Source organism: Paraburkholderia sp. RL17-373-BIF-A, from assembly GCF_046030175.1.
In the GTDB taxonomy this organism is placed as follows: domain Bacteria; phylum Pseudomonadota; class Gammaproteobacteria; order Burkholderiales; family Burkholderiaceae; genus Paraburkholderia.
In genome coordinates this window covers 71,868-86,582 of the sequence record NZ_JARESO010000011.1, presented here as the reverse complement: position 1 = coordinate 86,582, position 14,715 = coordinate 71,868, and the positions used below count along the sequence as shown (strand labels likewise).

General features: G+C 62.4%; 14 protein-coding genes. 8 read left to right on the top strand and 6 right to left on the bottom strand.

Translation table 11 applies throughout. The features are described 5' to 3' along the window. Positions 1-94 precede the first annotated feature (94 nt). The 6 genes from rhaM to rhaS all read left to right on the top strand — a co-directional run bounded on the left by rhaM (position 95) and on the right by rhaS (position 6,110). Positions 95-418: an L-rhamnose mutarotase gene (gene rhaM / locus P0D80_RS15960; RefSeq protein WP_132377481.1), complete on the top strand. Its 324-nt coding sequence runs from the start codon at positions 95-97 to the stop codon at positions 416-418. Positions 419-474: 56 nt separating this feature from the next. Continuing rightward, complete coding sequence (locus tag P0D80_RS15955) at positions 475-1,368, top strand: amidohydrolase family protein (protein WP_408178127.1); 894 nt, start codon at positions 475-477, stop codon at positions 1,366-1,368. A 39-nt stretch (positions 1,369-1,407) separates the two neighbouring features. Further along, entirely contained in the window at positions 1,408-2,946 is a 1,539-nt protein-coding gene (locus P0D80_RS15950) for a sugar ABC transporter ATP-binding protein (protein WP_132377479.1), read from the top strand. Next, positions 2,943-4,001 carry an ABC transporter permease gene (locus P0D80_RS15945; protein WP_408178125.1) on the top strand — a complete coding sequence of 353 codons (1,059 nt, stop codon included), beginning with the start codon at positions 2,943-2,945 and terminating at the stop codon, positions 3,999-4,001. The genes P0D80_RS15950 and P0D80_RS15945 overlap by 4 nt, the downstream gene beginning before the upstream one ends. Beyond that, on the top strand, positions 3,994-5,010 hold the full coding sequence (locus tag P0D80_RS15940; protein ID WP_132377477.1) for an ABC transporter permease: 1,017 nt from the start codon (positions 3,994-3,996) through the stop codon (positions 5,008-5,010). Before P0D80_RS15945 ends, P0D80_RS15940 begins: the two co-directional genes overlap by 8 nt. A 92-nt stretch (positions 5,011-5,102) precedes the next feature. Next, complete coding sequence (gene rhaS / locus P0D80_RS15935; RefSeq protein ID WP_132377476.1) at positions 5,103-6,110, top strand: rhamnose ABC transporter substrate-binding protein; 1,008 nt, start codon at positions 5,103-5,105, stop codon at positions 6,108-6,110. A 334-nt stretch (positions 6,111-6,444) separates the two neighbouring features. Here the strand turns inward: rhaS and P0D80_RS15930 are convergent, their stop codons facing one another. The 6 genes from P0D80_RS15930 to P0D80_RS15905 all read right to left on the bottom strand — a co-directional run bounded on the left by P0D80_RS15930 (position 6,445) and on the right by P0D80_RS15905 (position 12,484). Continuing rightward, positions 6,445-6,771, bottom strand: a complete 327-nt coding sequence (locus P0D80_RS15930; protein WP_408178124.1) for an STY0301 family protein — start codon at positions 6,769-6,771, stop codon at positions 6,445-6,447. Next, the gene (locus P0D80_RS15925; protein ID WP_408178123.1) at positions 6,758-7,138 is read right to left on the bottom strand and encodes a BPSL0067 family protein; all 381 of its coding nucleotides are present in this window, start codon (positions 7,136-7,138) and stop codon (positions 6,758-6,760) included. The genes P0D80_RS15930 and P0D80_RS15925 overlap by 14 nt, the downstream gene beginning before the upstream one ends. 197 nt (positions 7,139-7,335) lie before the next feature. Beyond that, positions 7,336-8,412, bottom strand: a complete 1,077-nt coding sequence (locus P0D80_RS15920; protein ID WP_132377473.1) for a porin — start codon at positions 8,410-8,412, stop codon at positions 7,336-7,338. Between the two features lie 52 nt (positions 8,413-8,464). Continuing rightward, positions 8,465-9,532, bottom strand: coding sequence for an ABC transporter ATP-binding protein (locus P0D80_RS15915; protein ID WP_408178122.1), 1,068 nt, complete (start codon positions 9,530-9,532; stop codon positions 8,465-8,467). Then, positions 9,525-11,294: an ABC transporter permease gene (locus tag P0D80_RS15910; protein WP_408178121.1), complete on the bottom strand. Its 1,770-nt coding sequence runs from the start codon at positions 11,292-11,294 to the stop codon at positions 9,525-9,527. Before P0D80_RS15910 ends, P0D80_RS15915 begins: the two co-directional genes overlap by 8 nt. Positions 11,295-11,395: 101 nt before the next feature. Beyond that, positions 11,396-12,484: an ABC transporter substrate-binding protein gene (locus tag P0D80_RS15905; protein WP_408178120.1), complete on the bottom strand. Its 1,089-nt coding sequence runs from the start codon at positions 12,482-12,484 to the stop codon at positions 11,396-11,398. Positions 12,485-12,624: 140 nt separating this feature from the next. Between P0D80_RS15905 and P0D80_RS15900 the strand changes: the two genes are divergently transcribed. Both P0D80_RS15900 and P0D80_RS15895 read left to right on the top strand, forming a co-directional pair. Then, a complete protein-coding gene (locus P0D80_RS15900; RefSeq protein WP_132377469.1) occupies positions 12,625-13,296 on the top strand; it encodes a response regulator in 672 nt (223 codons plus the stop codon). Then, complete coding sequence (locus tag P0D80_RS15895; RefSeq protein WP_408285173.1) at positions 13,293-14,711, top strand: sensor histidine kinase; 1,419 nt, start codon at positions 13,293-13,295, stop codon at positions 14,709-14,711. Before P0D80_RS15900 ends, P0D80_RS15895 begins: the two co-directional genes overlap by 4 nt. Positions 14,712-14,715: the final 4 nt, after the last annotated feature.

Here is a 14,715-nt window from a genome sequence, read left to right as displayed (position 1 = left end):
GATTGAGATGCTATCGACGCAGGAATTATAGTCGTATCAGACGCTTCCACGCTTCGCAGGAAAAGCGCCCGGATACGACGGGAGACAGGCCGCAATGGAGACAATCGCTTTCCGGATGGTGCTCAACCCCGGCATGCGCGAGGAATACGAACGACGTCATGCGCAAATCTGGCCTGAGCTGGTTGATGCATTGCACAACGCCGGTGTGCGCGACTATCGGATTTTCTTCGATCCGGGCTCGGATCATCTTTTCGCCGTGCTGACGCGAAACAGCCATCACACCATGGACGAACTGCCGCAACTCGAGGTGATGCGCAAATGGTGGGATTACATGGCCGACATCATGCAGACGGCCCCGGATCACACGCCCGTGCAGCAGCCGCTCGAACCGGTCTTTCATTTGAATTCGCTAAGCTGAACTGATCCGGCAGGATCTCAAACCTCGAAACGACTTTACCGGACGGAGGATGTCGCATGCAGGTGGTCGATTCGCATATCCATTTGTGGGATCTGAAAACGCATCGCTATCCGTGGCTGGAAAACCCGGGCGTGTCGTTCGTGGGCGACGCGCGCGATCTGAAGCACGACTACCTGCTCGACGATCTGTTGAGCGAAGCGGGCGATATCGACGTGCTGAAACTCGTGCACGTCGAAGCGAATCACGATCCCGCCGATCCAGTCGAAGAAACGCGCTGGCTGCAGTCCATTGCGGATCGCAAGGAATCGCGCGGCATGCCGAACGCGATCGTCGCCGCGGTGGATCTGTCTGCGCCGAATGCGCCGGCCGTGCTCGAAGCGCATGCATCGTTCGCCAACACGCGTGGCATCCGGCAGATTCTGAACGTGCACGAGAACAAGCTGTTCGATTACGTCGGCCGTCATTTCATGCGCGAGCCGCAATGGCGCGAGCACTTTGCGTTGCTGCGCCGTTACGACATGTCGTTCGATCTGCAACTGTATCCGTCACAGATGGAAGAGGCGGCGGCGTTGGCGCGCGCGCATGGCGACACGCAGTTCGTGATCAACCACGCGGGCATGTTCGTCGACCGCAGCAGCGTGGCCGGTTATCGCGCATGGCGCGACGGCATGCGCTTGCTCGCGGGTTGCCGCAATGTCGCCGTGAAGATCAGCGGACTCGCGATGTTCGATCATAAGTGGACTGTTGAAAGCCTGCGGCCTTACGTACTCGAAACGATAGATACATTCGGCGTCGAGCGGGCGATGTTCGCCTCGAACTTTCCGGTCGACCGGCTGTTCGGCTCTTACGCGGATTTGTGGCATGCGTATGCGTCGATTGTGGAGGGCGCGAGCGTCGTCGAAAAAGAAGCGCTGTTTTGCCGTAACGCGGAACGTTGCTACCGCATCTGAAAGACGTTGCCTGGAACACGAAAAAGAAGGAGACACGTAGTGCAGCAACCCACATCCGCTGTGCCGAGGCTCGAATTGCGGCATGCGAGTAAATCTTTCGGGCGGGTTCGCGCGCTCTCCGACGGCGACCTCGCGCTCTGGCCGGGCGAAGTGCATGCCTTGCTCGGCGAAAACGGCGCAGGCAAATCCACGGTCGTGAAGATTCTCGCGGGCGTGCATCAGCCGGACACCGGCGAGTTGTTGGTGGACGGCGCGGCGCGCCGCTTCGCGACACCCGCCGAGGCGCGCGACGCCGGGCTCGCGGTCATCTATCAGGAACCGACGCTGTTCTTCGATCTGTCGATCGCGGAGAATATCTTCATGGGACGGCAACCGGTCGACCGCATCGGCCGGATTCAGTACGACGCGATGCGCCGCGAGGTGGACGGCTTGCTGGCGTCGCTCGGTGTGGATCTGCGCGCCGATCAACTGGTGCGTGGTTTGTCGATTGCCGATCAGCAGGTGATCGAAATTGCCAAGGCGTTGTCGCTGAACGCCAACGTGCTGATCATGGACGAACCGACCGCGGCGTTGTCGCTGCCCGAAGTGGAGCGGCTCTTTGCCATCGTGCGCAAGCTGCGCGAGCGTGACGTGGCGATTCTGTTCATCACGCACCGGCTCGACGAAGTATTCGCGCTGACACAACGCGTCACGATCATGCGCGACGGCGCGAAAGTCTTCGACGGTTTGACCGCCGATCTCAACACCGAGTCGATCGTCGCCAAAATGGTCGGACGCGATCTGGAAACCTTCTATCCGAAGGCCGAGCGGCCGCCCGGCGAAGTGCGCCTGTCGGTACGTGGCCTCACGCGCATCGGCGTGTTCAAGGACATTTCCTTCGACGTGCGCGCGGGCGAGATCGTCGCGCTCGCCGGACTGGTCGGCGCGGGGCGCAGCGAAGTCGCGCGGGCGATCTTCGGCATCGATCCACTCGACTCGGGCGAAATCTGGATTGCCGGCGAGCGTCTCACCGCTGGACGCCCTGCGGCCGCAGTGCGCGCTGGACTCGCACTCGTGCCGGAGGATCGTCGGCAGCAAGGACTCGCGCTGGAATTGAGCATCGCGCGCAATGCATCGATGACGGTGCTCGGGCGTCTCGTCAAACACGGCCTCATCTCCACGCGCAGCGAGACGCAACTCGCTAATCAATGGGGCACGCGCCTGCGCCTCAAGGCAGGCGATCCCAACGCGCCGGTCGGCACGTTGTCGGGTGGCAATCAGCAGAAGGTCGTGCTCGGCAAATGGCTGGCCACGGGACCAAAAGTGCTGATCATCGACGAACCCACGCGCGGCATCGACGTCGGCGCGAAGGCCGAGGTGTATAGCGCGCTCGCCGAACTGGTGCGCGACGGCATGGCGGTGCTGATGATCTCGAGCGAATTGCCGGAAGTCCTCGGCATGGCCGACCGCGTGCTGGTGATGCACGAGGGGCGTATCAGCGCGGATATAGCGCGTGCCGATGCCGACGAGGAACGCATCATGGGCGCGGCACTTGGCCAACCCGGTCAACCGATTTCACCGCTGGGACACGCCGCATGATGCGCCATTCTTCCACTCATCCCGCACCGGTGCAGGCGCCGGTCTCGAAGCGCGCGGTCAGTTCGCCGGGCGGTTTCGCCGCAAGCATCGCGAAGAGCCGCGAGACGACGCTCTTCGTCGTGCTGGTTCTGTTGATCGTGGGCACCGGGCTCGCGAAGCCTCAGTTTCTGAATCTGCAGAATCTGCGTGACGTGCTGCTGAATGTGTCGATTATCAGCTTGCTGACAGCCGGCATGACCGTGGTGATCCTGATGCGGCATATCGATCTCTCGGTCGGATCGACGGTCGGCGTCAGCGCGTATGCGGTCGGCAGTCTGTATGTCGCGTTTCCGCATATGCCGGTGATCGTCGCTTTGGGAGCGGGGCTAGCCATCGGTCTGGTAGCGGGCACCATCAACGCGCTGCTGGTCGCGGTAGGGCGCGTGCCGTCGCTCGTCGCGACGCTGTCCACGCTGTACATTTTTCGCGGTGCGGACTACGCGTGGGTGCACGGCGGACAGATCAACGCCACCAGCTTGCCCGATGCGTTTTCGCGTCTTGCCACAGGCACGTTCCTCGGCATCCCGACACTCGCACTGATCGCGATCGTCGTGCTGATTGGTCTTGCCATCTATCTGAAGCAGTTTCGCGGCGGCCGCGAACACTACGCGATCGGCTCGAATCCGGAGGCGGCGCGTCTGGCCGGCGTGAATGTCGAACGTCGCGTGATGGCCGGGTTCCTGCTGTCCGGCGCGATTGCCGGTTTTGCGGGCGCATTGTGGCTGGCCCGCTTCGGCACCGTGGATGCGAGCACTGCGAAGGGCATCGAATTGCAGGTGGTGGCCGCCGCGGTGGTGGGCAGCGTCGCGATCACCGGCGGCGTCGGCACGATTCTCGGCGCGACGCTCGGCGCGCTCGTGCTCGGCGTGATCAGCATCGCGCTGGTGGTGCTGCACGTGTCGCCGTTCTGGGAGCAGGCCATTGAAGGCGCATTGATCGTCGCCGCGATCACCGCCGATACCTTGCTGGCCCGCTCCGTCGCCAAACGCATGATGAGGAAACGCGATCATGGCTAAACCCGATTCCGCGCTGCTCACGCGCAAACGCGAAACGCCGCTGCAATGGGAAGTGCTGCTGGTAATCGTGCTGATTCTTTCGCTCGCGCTCGGACGCTTGCTGTCGCCGGTGTTTCTGACCGGCGCGAATCTGAGCAACGTGCTAGCCGATCTGACCGAGATCGCTTTGATGGCGCTGCCGATGACGCTCATCATCGTCGCCGCCGAAATCGATCTGTCGGTGGCGTCGGTGCTCGGCGCATCCAGCGCGTTGATGGGCGTGCTGTGGCACATGGGCTTGCCGATGCCGCTCGTGATCGTGCTGGTGCTGGCCGCCGGCGCGTTGGCCGGGTTACTGAACGGCCTCGTGATCGTCAAACTCAATCTGCCTTCGCTCGCGGTCACGATCGGCACGCTGGCGCTGTTTCGCGGCCTTGCCTATGTGTTGCTCGGCGACCAGGCGGTGGCGGATTTCCCGCCCGCTTATACGGCGTTCGGCATGGACACGCTGGGCGGGAGTTTCATACCGTTGCCGTTTGTCATCGTGATCGTCGGCGCGATCGTCTTCACCGTGCTGCTGCAGTCCACGGCGTTCGGCCGCAGTCTCTACGCGATCGGCGCGAATCCGACCGCCGCGGCGTTCTCCGGCATCGAAGTGGCGAAGATCCGCTTGCGTCTGTTCGTGCTGTCCGGTGCCATGAGCGCGCTGGCGGGCATCGTCTATACGCTGCGCTTTACCAGCGCGCGCGGCGACAATGGCGAAGGTTTCGAGTTGTCGGTGATCGCGGCGGTGCTGTTCGGCGGCGTGAGTATTTTCGGCGGACGCGGGTCGATGATCGGCGTGCTGCTGTCGCTGCTGATCATCGGCGTGCTGAAAAACGCGCTGACGCTCGACGACGTGTCCAGCGAAACGCTCACCATCGTTACCGGCGTGCTGCTGCTGGCGTCGGTGCTGATACCGAATCTGGTTGCCCGCTGGCGCGCGGCGCGCGACCGGCGTTTCATCGCGAAGTCCGCTTCTTCCATCTAACGTTTTTAGCAAGGCCTGCGTCTACGAAGAGAAAGTCCAACAACCGATAACCCGGACAACACCACGTCCAACAACAAGGCAGGAGACACTCTATGTTCAAACCTCTACGTCACACCGGCACCGCGGCGCTGTGCGTCGCGTTGATCGCGATCAGTTGCGCCGCGTCCGCCGCGGGCCTGAAAAGCGGCCTGAAAATCGCATTCTTGCCGAAGCAGATCAACAACCCCTACGAAGTGATCGCCGACGACGGCGGCATGGCCGCGATCAAGGAATTCGGCGGCGTGGGCAAAGCGGTGGGTCCGTCGGACGCGGGTGCGTCGTCGCAAGTGCAGTACATCAATACGCTGATCACACAGCGCCAGGACGCGATCGTGATTGCCGCCAACGACGCCAATGCGGTGGTGCCGTATCTGAAGAAGGCGATGTCGCAAGGCATCAAGGTCGTGACCTTCGACTCGGACACGGCGCCCGAAGGCCGGCAACTGTTCGTCAACCAGGCGAACGCGGAAGGCATCGGCCGCGGCCAGATTCAACTGGTGTCCAAACTGATGGGCGGCGAGGGCGAGTTCGCGGTGCTGTCGGCCACGCCTAACGCGACCAATCAGAACACGTGGATCAAGTGGATGCAGGAGGAGTTGAAGAAGCCGGAGTATGCGAAGATCAAGCTCGTGAAAATCGCCTACGGTAACGATGACGATCAGAAGTCGTTCGTCGAAACGCAGGGCTTGTTGCAGGCGTATCCGAACCTGAAGGCGATCGTCGCGCCGACCACGGTCGGCATTGCCGCCGCCGCGCGCTATATCTCGACCTCGTCGAGCAAGGGCAAGGTGGCGGTGACTGGTCTGGGCACACCGAATCAGATGCGCGCGTTCGTGAAGAACGGCACTGTGAAGGCGTTCCAGTTGTGGGATCCGGGTCAACTCGGCTACCTGGCCGCATATGCCGCGGCGGCGCTGTCGTCGGGTACAATCAGCGGTAAGGAAGGCGAGTCGTTCGACGCCGGCAAGCTCGGCAAACGCACCATCGGGCCGCAAGGCGAAATCATTCTTGGACCGCCGACCACGTTTGATTCGAGCAATATCGATAACTTCAATTTCTGAGCGGCAACACTTCACCGCGTGACGTTGCGCGGCTGAAGTGTTTGGCAACGCACGAAACACGCGGCGCGAGGGCGATTCAGCGGTCCACGCGCCGCGTGTTTTTTAAAGCTTGACTGACGCAATTCGCCGACGCTAAAGATCGGGCGCGATCTTCGTCGTGAGGTTGGGTCCGTTGAGCGTGATGTGATATTCGGGTCGGCACCGCGTTCATGTACAGCGTGTTCCACAACGCGATCGTGCTCACGATTGAGTGTTGCCTCGTCGGCCGGATCGCGCTGTTTTGGCTGTTGCGAGTTCGGAAGCTGTCCCAAGCTCGTAAGGTGGCATCCGTCTGTTACTTGCAATGTGCCCTGAATGGCTTCATGCCTGCTGAACACATACTCACGTTCTTCGCGTGAAGCGTAACAGTCCTGGCTGTGCCCTTGTATTTGCAGACGAGATAGGGGTCAATCTTATCGGTATCCCAGTGATCTACAGGACCAGCGGGTACGGGTGCAAGGCTCACCATCTGGTCCGGCGGCCCATCGTACAAAGCCGCGTTGTTCAAGACATGCCGGACTCCGGAATCGAGCACATTGGCCGGACAAGCAACCGGTGCTGCCACCGCGGCGCCGCTTGCTACCGCCCAGAACACCACACAAAGGCTTTCACTCGACCACATAGAATTGATCTCCGTCGTTGGCTTTCACTCCGTGTCCGTTTCTGAAGCGGATTGTTCGTTCGTGGACGGGCTGCACCGCATGTCCGTTCCACTGATCCAGAACCTGAATACCGGCGGCGTTGCGGCCAAGATAAATGGCTGCATGGCTGCGTCCGTCAATGTGGTTTCCGTACCTGCCGTTAGGGTCGAATGTTGCGACAACCGATCCTGGTCTGATCAGATTCGCGGTTCTTACTTTTTCTCCCTGGTGCCACGACGAGGAAGGTGGAATGGAGACAACAGCATGGACGAACGTCACGCATTGTCCGTTGCCGACAAGTTGTCCTTTAAGAGAATTGGCTTCAGCCATATTTGCTACGTAAGACATTCTTTAACCTTGCTCACGTGGTTTTGGTATCTGTCCACACGCTTGCGTGTGGACTCATGTTCACGGTGGGCGCGGTGGGTGGATCAGTTGTGGTTTCACATTACCTCCATTTGATCCGAGAAAAATCTGCTTTACAGGTGGCAAAATTCATCAAGCGTGCCCACTTCGTCGCCGTGCGACTCGGCGAGCGAAAAACTTCAAAAGCGATGCTGGATACCCGCCGTGACACCCGCTTGCGTATCCGCCGCGCCAATCAAATCGCGCGACAGACTCACTGCATTGCCGTGCTTGGCCATCGCATAACCTCCCGCCATATACAGCACCGTGCGTTTCGACAGCGCGTACTGCGCGCGCAGCGAGAACAGCGTCGGATCGGCATCGCTCGCGTCCTTGATGTCCTGATGGTAGAGCGCGGCGAACAGCGAGATGAACGGCGTCACTTCGTATTGACCGCCGATCCAGTACATGTCGCTGCGCAGCGTAGGCGCGCTGGTGTGGAACGTGCGCCGGTAGTTCCGGTAGCCCGCCATCGCCTTCACGGCGCCGAAGTCATAGCTCAAGCCCGCGTGAATGCCCTGAATGTAGTTGGTCGTATCGGCGGGCGTGACGCTGTCGTTCGCGCCGTTCTGCCGGTCGAAGGTCGCGACCGCCGCGAATGGACCGCTCTCGTAGCCGAGACCGAAGTCGTACTTCGAGCTCGACTTCATGCTGCCCGGCACATTGCCGAAACCATACATCGCGCCGAACTTGAAGCCGGAAAATGTGCCGTCGTAACGCACCGCATTGGCCGAGCGCGAGAACAGACCGTCTTTACGGCCGCCCGTCGCCGTGGATGACGTCGCCCACGAGTAGTTTGGCGCGTAACCCATCGGATCGAACGGCAGCATGTAATCGTAGGTGGTCGTGAAATTGCGGCCGAGCGTGATTTGCCCGAAGCGGTTTTTCAGGCCGATGGTCGCGCGGCGGTCGAAGATCGCGCCGGGGCCGTCGTCGAACTGGCCGTTGGCGATGTTGATGCCGCTTTCCAGCTGGAACACCGCCTTCAGCCCGCCGCCGAGATCCTCGACGCCGCGCAAACCCCAGCGCGACGTGTTCTTGCCGCCCGAGACGAGGCGCGTGGCGCCGCCGTCCTTGCTTGCATGGTTCACGTATTCGACACCCGCGTCGACGATGCCGTACAAGGTCACGCTCGACTGCGCGTGCGTGCCCGCTGCAAACCCGGCGAGCCCGGCGCAAGTCACGCCGACAGTCGCTTTCTTCATGCTCCACTTCATCAATAGTCTCCGGTGGTTGGTTTTTTTTGCTTCGGTTCGTGGCGTGCCGCTTTCAACTCGCCTGAGCGAACGCCCAGCAGTCGTTGGCGGGGAATTCGATCCAGTGACGGCCGGCCGCGCGCGGCACGTGCCCGAAGGCGCGCAGCCGCAGGTCGCCGCAATGGAACAGGTATTCCCAGCGGTCGCCGAGATACATCGACGTGACGAGCTCGGCTTCGAGCCGGTTGGTGCCGGGACCGTCGGCGACCTGCACGCGCTCGAGGCGGATCACGGCTTGCGCGTGTTGACCGGCCGTGAGCGCTTCGCGTGCTTGCGCCTGCAGTTGCCAGCCGTCGCCGGCAAGCGTCACGCGTTCGCCGTCGACCGCGGTCACGCGCGCCTCGATGCGGTTGTTGCTGCCCATGAATTCGGCCGTATAGAGCGAGCGGGGCGCGCCGTACAGTTCGGCCGGCGTGCCTTCCTGTTCGATGCGTCCGTTGCGCAGCAAGAGGATGCGGTCGGACATCGCCATCGCCTCGGTCTGGTCGTGCGTCACGCACAACGCCGAGAGGCCCAATGACACGATCAGCTCGCGCAGCCAGGCGCGCGCTTCTTCGCGCAGCTTGGCGTCGAGATTGGAGAGCGGTTCGTCGAGCAGAATCACCGGCGGGTTGTAGACGAGCGCCCGCGCAATCGCCACGCGTTGTTGCTGGCCGCCGGAAAGCTGATACGGATAACGCGCGGCAAGGTGGCCAAGGCCAAGCTGGTCGAGCGCGGCCTGCACGCGTTTTTTCTGCTCGGTAGCGGTGACGCGCCGCAGTTTCAATCCATACCCGACGTTCTCGGCCACTGTGCGATGCGGCCACAGCGCATACGACTGGAACACGAGCCCGAGCGAGCGCTGCTCGACCGGCAGATCGACATGCGCCGCGCCGTCGAAAAACGCCTTGCCGTCCAGTTCGATGCGGCCCGACGACGGCTGTTCGAGACCGGCCACCGCGCGCAGCAGCGTGGTCTTGCCGCTGCCCGACGCGCCCAGCAGGCAGACCACTTCGCCGGGATTCAGTTCGAACGACACACCTTTGAGAATCGGGTTGTCGCCATAGCTGAGAAAGAGGTTGTCGACCGAGAGCTTATCCATGCAATTTCACTCCGAAGCGCAGCGCGACGCCGAGTCCGGCGCCGACCATCGCGATGTTGATGACAGAAAGCGCGGCGACCTGATCGACCGACCCGGTGGCCCATAGCGAGACGAGCAGCGCGCCGATCACTTCCGTGCCGGGCGAGAGCAGATAGACGGCGGTCGAATACTCGCGCTCGAAGATCATGAAAATCAGCAGCCACGCAGCGAGCAGGCCGAAGCGCACGAGTGGCAGCGTCACATCGAGGCTGACGCGTGCGCGCGTTGCGCCGACGCTGCGTCCTGCTTCTTCGAGCTCAGGGCCGACTTGCAGCAGCGCGCTCTGAATCAGACGCATGCCGTAGGCGAGCCACACAACGGTGTACGCGATCCAGATGCTTGACATGGAGTTCTTCAGTTCCTTGAGGCCGGGCACGAACAGGAACACCCACAGGAACGCGAGACCGGCGAGCAGGCCCGGCACCGCGCGCGGCAGCAGCACGAGGTAATCGAGCAGGCGCGTGGCCCAGTCGTTGCGGCGGTGGCCGGCGAACGCCACCAGCGAATAGAAGCCCACCGCCAGCGCTCCGCCGAACACGCCGATGCCGAGCGTGTTGAGAATCGCGCGCACCAGGTTGTCCTGCTCGAACAGTTCGGTGAAGTTGGCGAGCGTGAGCGTATCCGCGAGATGCACGCCATGTCCCCAGTGCGTAACGAACGCACGCAGCGTGATGCCGGAGAGCGGCACGAACACCGTCAGCAGCAGCCACAGCGCCACGATCGCCAGCGCGACCCAGCGCCACGCGCCGAGAGGCAGCACGGTTTGACGTCCCGCCTTGCCCTTGACCGTGACGAAACGGTTCGCGCTCTTCAGCAGCCGGCGTTGCAGCAGCACGAGCGGGAACGTGATCGCGACGATGCACATCGCGACCGCGGCCATCAGGTGATACGAGGGCACGCCCAGCTTGTTGGTGAGCTTGTAGAGATACGTGGCCAGCACGAGGTGCCCTTCAGGATCGCCGAGCACGAGCGGTAGGCCGAATACTTCGAAGCCGAGAAAGAACACCAGCACGCCGGCGAACAGCAGCGCGGGCAATGTCATCGGCAGGCTGACGTCGAGCGCGACGCGAAACGGCCGCGCGCCGGCGACACGCGCGGCTTCCTCGACGTCCGAGCCGAGATTGCGCAACGCCGCCGACGAATACAGATACACGTGCGGCACATGCGTGAGGCCGACGATCACCGTGATGGCGAACACCGAGTAAACGGTCCACGGTGCTTCGGCGGTGCCGAACAACTCCATCCACCACACCGAGTAAAAGCCGACCGGGCCGGCCGCGACCACATAGCCGAAGGCGAGCACCATCGGCGAGACGAACACGGGCGTGAGCAGCAGCGGCTCGAGCCAGCGGCGGCCCGGCAGGTCGGTGCGCACCATCAGGAACGCGAGAATGCCGCCGAGCGGAATCGAGATGAACAGCATCCCGGCCGCGATGACAAAAGAGTTTTTCAGCGCGGACCAGAAGTCCGGGTCGCTGAAAATGAATTCGAAGCCAGCGAGGCCGAGCGTGCGTTTCGCGTCGAAGAACGGCGCGTTGAGCACGCTCTGCAACAGGATGAAGCCGAGCGGCAGCGCCACGGCCACGGTCAGCACCGCGACGACGAGCCAGCGCAGCAGCCCCATGAACGGTTGCAGTCCGCCGCGCGGCAGCGCGCCGATGGAGCCGCCGTCTGCCGCGTGCGGCGGCGCGGCGCGGCGTCCGGTTGCGCTAGTGGAAAGCATGAGGGTCCTCCTGCGGCACGCAGGCCGCATATCGACAGGTATGGAAGGAAGGGCCGGCGGCCGCGTCGCAGTGCGGCCGCTTGCGTATCAAACGCGCATGGCTAGCGCTTGATCGACTGTTGCCATTGCTTGAGGAATTCGAGGCGCTTCGACTGGTCGAGATAGACCAGCAGTCCCGCACCGATCGGGATCGGTTTGAGGGAGTCACCGAGTTGCTTCGTGAGGCCGGCCATCGACGTTTCGCCTTCCACGTCGGCGCGAATCGAGAACAGGCTCGCCTGATTAGCCAGCAGCGTCTGACCGCGTTGCGAGAGCAGATAGTCCACCCACAGCTTCGCGGCATTCGGGCTTTGCGCTTTCTTCGAAATCGTCACGAGGCGGCTGACGACCAGCGTGTAGTCCTTCGGATAGACATAACCGATCGACGGATCTTTCTTCGCCTTGGTCAGCGCGTACGAGCCGAGAATGTTGTAGCCGATCAGGTTCTCACCGGAAGAAATACGCTCCATCATCGCGCCCGTGCTCGATTGCAGCTTGGGGCCGGTGGCGCCCATGGCCTTGACCAGATCCCACGTGACCTGCGGGTTGACGCGTGCGTCCTGGGTCAGGTAGTTGAAACCGACGCCGGACTTTTCGATGTCGTAAGTGGTGACCCGGCCTTTGAACTGATCGGGCTTGGTTTGCAGCAATTTGATCAGATCGGCTCGCGTTTGCGGCACGTCGCCGGCCGGCACGAGGCGTTTGTTGTAGACGATCGCGAGCGGCTCGTAGGTAGTGCCGTAAGCCTGCTTCTGGTACTGCGCCCATTGCGGCAACTGCTTCGCTTCGGGCGATTCGTAAGTGGCCATCAGGCCGTCGTTGACGAGCTTGACCTGCAGGTCCATGGCCGAGCTCCACAGCACGTCGGCACTGGTGCTGCTCGCCGCGTTTTCGCTGATGTAGCGGTTGTACAGCTCGGTGCTGTTCATGTCGTTGTACTCGACCTTGACGCCGTACAGGCTTTCAAAATCCTTGATGAGCGGGCGCACCAGCGCGGTGTCCGTGACCGAGTAGACGATCAGCTTGCCTTCCTTTTTTGCACCGTCGACCGTGGCCTGGTAATCACTCGGATAACCGGCTGGAATGGCCGCCCACGCTGAATTTGCGGCGAATGCGAGAGCGGCTGCGAGAACCTTCAAAGCGTTTTGCACGTCTTCCTCCAGAAAACTTCGTGTTGGTTTTGTGTAGGCGAATGGTAAGAGACTGGTGCTTTCTGAACGCTTTCAGTTTTCGAAGGAAATGCGTCACAATGGTCGAATTCACCTCATGGATTTCCCTGGGATTCCGTTCTATGCGTGTGCTCCTCGTCGAAGACAATCCGATCCTTTCCCGCTCGCTGACCGACGCGCTGACCAGCGCGAAACTCACCGTCGACTGCATGCATGACGGCGAGTCTGCCGACCATGTTTTGCGCACCCAGGACTACGCACTGGTGATTCTCGATATCGGCTTGCCGAAGCTCGGCGGCCTCGAAGTGCTGCGCCGTTTGCGGGCGCGCCGCAATGCAGTGCCGGTGCTGATGCTGACCGCGCACGGTTCGGTGGAAGAGCGCGTGCGCGGTCTCGATCTCGGCGCCGACGACTACCTCGCCAAGCCATTCGCGCTCACCGAACTCGAAGCGCGCGCGCGTGCGCTCTTGCGCCGCAGTCATGGGCAGGAGCCGTTGCATGCGCAATGCGGCACGCTGCTTTACGACAGTGTGGATCGCGGCTTCACGCTCGACGGCGAAGCACTCGCGCTGACGCCGCGCGAGCGTTCGGTGCTCGAAGTGCTGATCCTGCGCAATGGCCGCGCGATCAACAAGGACACGTTGTCGGAGAAGATCTTCGGGCTCGACGAATCGGTGAACGCGGACGCCATCGAAATCTATGTGCACCGCTTGCGCAAGAAACTTGAACACAGTTCGGTGGGCATCGTGACGCTGCGCGGGCTCGGCTATCTGCTGGAAGCAAAAAGCGCATGACGCGGCCGAATCTGCGCGTACGGATCGCGCTGTGGTTGTTGCTGCCGCTGCTTCTGCTGCTCGCCCTGGACGCATGGCTCACCTATCAGCGCGCGATGAACGCGGCGCACGCGGCCTTCGACCGGGCGCTCGAATTTTCACTGCGCTCGATCCGCGACGGCATCCGTTTGCGCGACGGCGAGATCGAAGTCGATCTGCCGTACCTCGCGCTGGAGATGTTCGAATCGAACGGCGGCGGCAACATCTACTATCAGATTCGCGAGGAAGGTGGCCGCGTGGTGACGGGCTATCCCGACTTGCCGGACCCCGGAAAAGTGCCGGGCGAGCCCTACAGCGTGCGGTTCTACAACGACGTGTTTCGCGGCCGTCCGCTGCGCATCGCCATGCTCAGGCTGCCCGTGCACGACGTGCCGAGCGCGCAGACGCGTGTGGTGCTGGTGAGAGTCGGCGAAACGATCGAGCAGCGTCAAGCGTTGGCGCGCGAGATTCTGACCGGGTCGCTGCAACAGGAAGGATTGTTGGTGGTGCTCGCGCTCGGCATCGTCTGGTTGGGCGTGGCGCGCGGCTTGCGGCCGTTGAACCGCCTGTCGGCGAAAGTGGCCGCGCGCGCCGAGGACGATCCGACGCCGCTCGACACCGTCGGTCTGCCGAGCGAAGTGGCGCCGCTGGTCGATTCGATCAATCAGTACATCGGCCGCACGCAGTTGATGCAGTCGTCGCGCCGGCGGTTTTTCAACGACGCCGCGCATCAGTTGAAAACGCCGCTTGCGGTGATTCAGGCGGAGTCCGAACTGGCGTTGCGCGATATCGACGTCGTGGAGGAAAGTACGGGGGGCAATCGCCGGCAAGGGGTGCATTTGCGGCGCCTGAATCGCGCCGTGCAGCAGGCGGTGCGCATCGTGCAGCAGTTGCTGTCGCTCTCGCGGCTCGACGCGGACAGCGGCTACACGGTCAAGCATGCGTCGGTGCCGCTGCATAAGGTGGCGCGCAGCGTCACGCTCGACTGGTCGCCGGTGGCGCGCTCGCGCGGCATCGATCTCGGTTTCGAACAGGACGTGCGTGTCGATGTCATGGGCCAGATCGATCTGCTTACGGAACTGGTCGGCAATCTGATCGACAACGCCATCCGCTATTCCGGCGATGGCGCGGTGATTACCGTGCGGGTGGCGCGCGAAGGAGAACAAGCGTTGCTGCAGGTGATCGACAACGGGCCGGGCATTGCCGCCGGCGAACGCGACGCGGTGTTCGAACGTTTCTATCGCAGCGAAGCGACGCAGGCGGTCGAGGGTAGCGGCCTGGGTTTATCGATCGTGCGGGAGATCGCGCGCGTGCACGGCGCGCAGGTCGCGCTTACCGACGCGCAAGGTGGCGGGTTGGTCGTCAGCGTGTTGTTTCCGCCGTTGAAAGCGGTGTGACGTT

Bases quoted from the DNA above. Each gene is read 5' to 3' on its own strand.
- P0D80_RS15920 (WP_132377473.1), bottom strand. From the start codon at position 8,412: ATGAAGTGGAGCATGAAGAAAGCGACTGTCGGCGTGACTTGCGCCGGG.
- P0D80_RS15930 (WP_408178124.1), bottom strand. From the start codon at position 6,771: ATGTGGTCGAGTGAAAGCCTTTGTGTGGTGTTCTGGGCGGTAGCAAGC.
- P0D80_RS15895 (WP_408285173.1), top strand. From the start codon at position 13,293: ATGACGCGGCCGAATCTGCGCGTACGGATCGCGCTGTGGTTGTTGCTG.
- P0D80_RS15940 (WP_132377477.1), top strand. From the start codon at position 3,994: ATGGCTAAACCCGATTCCGCGCTGCTCACGCGCAAACGCGAAACGCCG.
- P0D80_RS15910 (WP_408178121.1), bottom strand. From the start codon at position 11,294: ATGCTTTCCACTAGCGCAACCGGACGCCGCGCCGCGCCGCCGCACGCG.
- P0D80_RS15900 (WP_132377469.1), top strand. From the start codon at position 12,625: ATGCGTGTGCTCCTCGTCGAAGACAATCCGATCCTTTCCCGCTCGCTG.
- P0D80_RS15945 (WP_408178125.1), top strand. From the start codon at position 2,943: ATGATGCGCCATTCTTCCACTCATCCCGCACCGGTGCAGGCGCCGGTC.
- rhaM (WP_132377481.1), top strand. From the start codon at position 95: ATGGAGACAATCGCTTTCCGGATGGTGCTCAACCCCGGCATGCGCGAG.
- P0D80_RS15925 (WP_408178123.1), bottom strand. From the start codon at position 7,138: ATGTCTTACGTAGCAAATATGGCTGAAGCCAATTCTCTTAAAGGACAA.
- P0D80_RS15915 (WP_408178122.1), bottom strand. From the start codon at position 9,532: ATGGATAAGCTCTCGGTCGACAACCTCTTTCTCAGCTATGGCGACAAC.
- rhaS (WP_132377476.1), top strand. From the start codon at position 5,103: ATGTTCAAACCTCTACGTCACACCGGCACCGCGGCGCTGTGCGTCGCG.
- P0D80_RS15955 (WP_408178127.1), top strand. From the start codon at position 475: ATGCAGGTGGTCGATTCGCATATCCATTTGTGGGATCTGAAAACGCAT.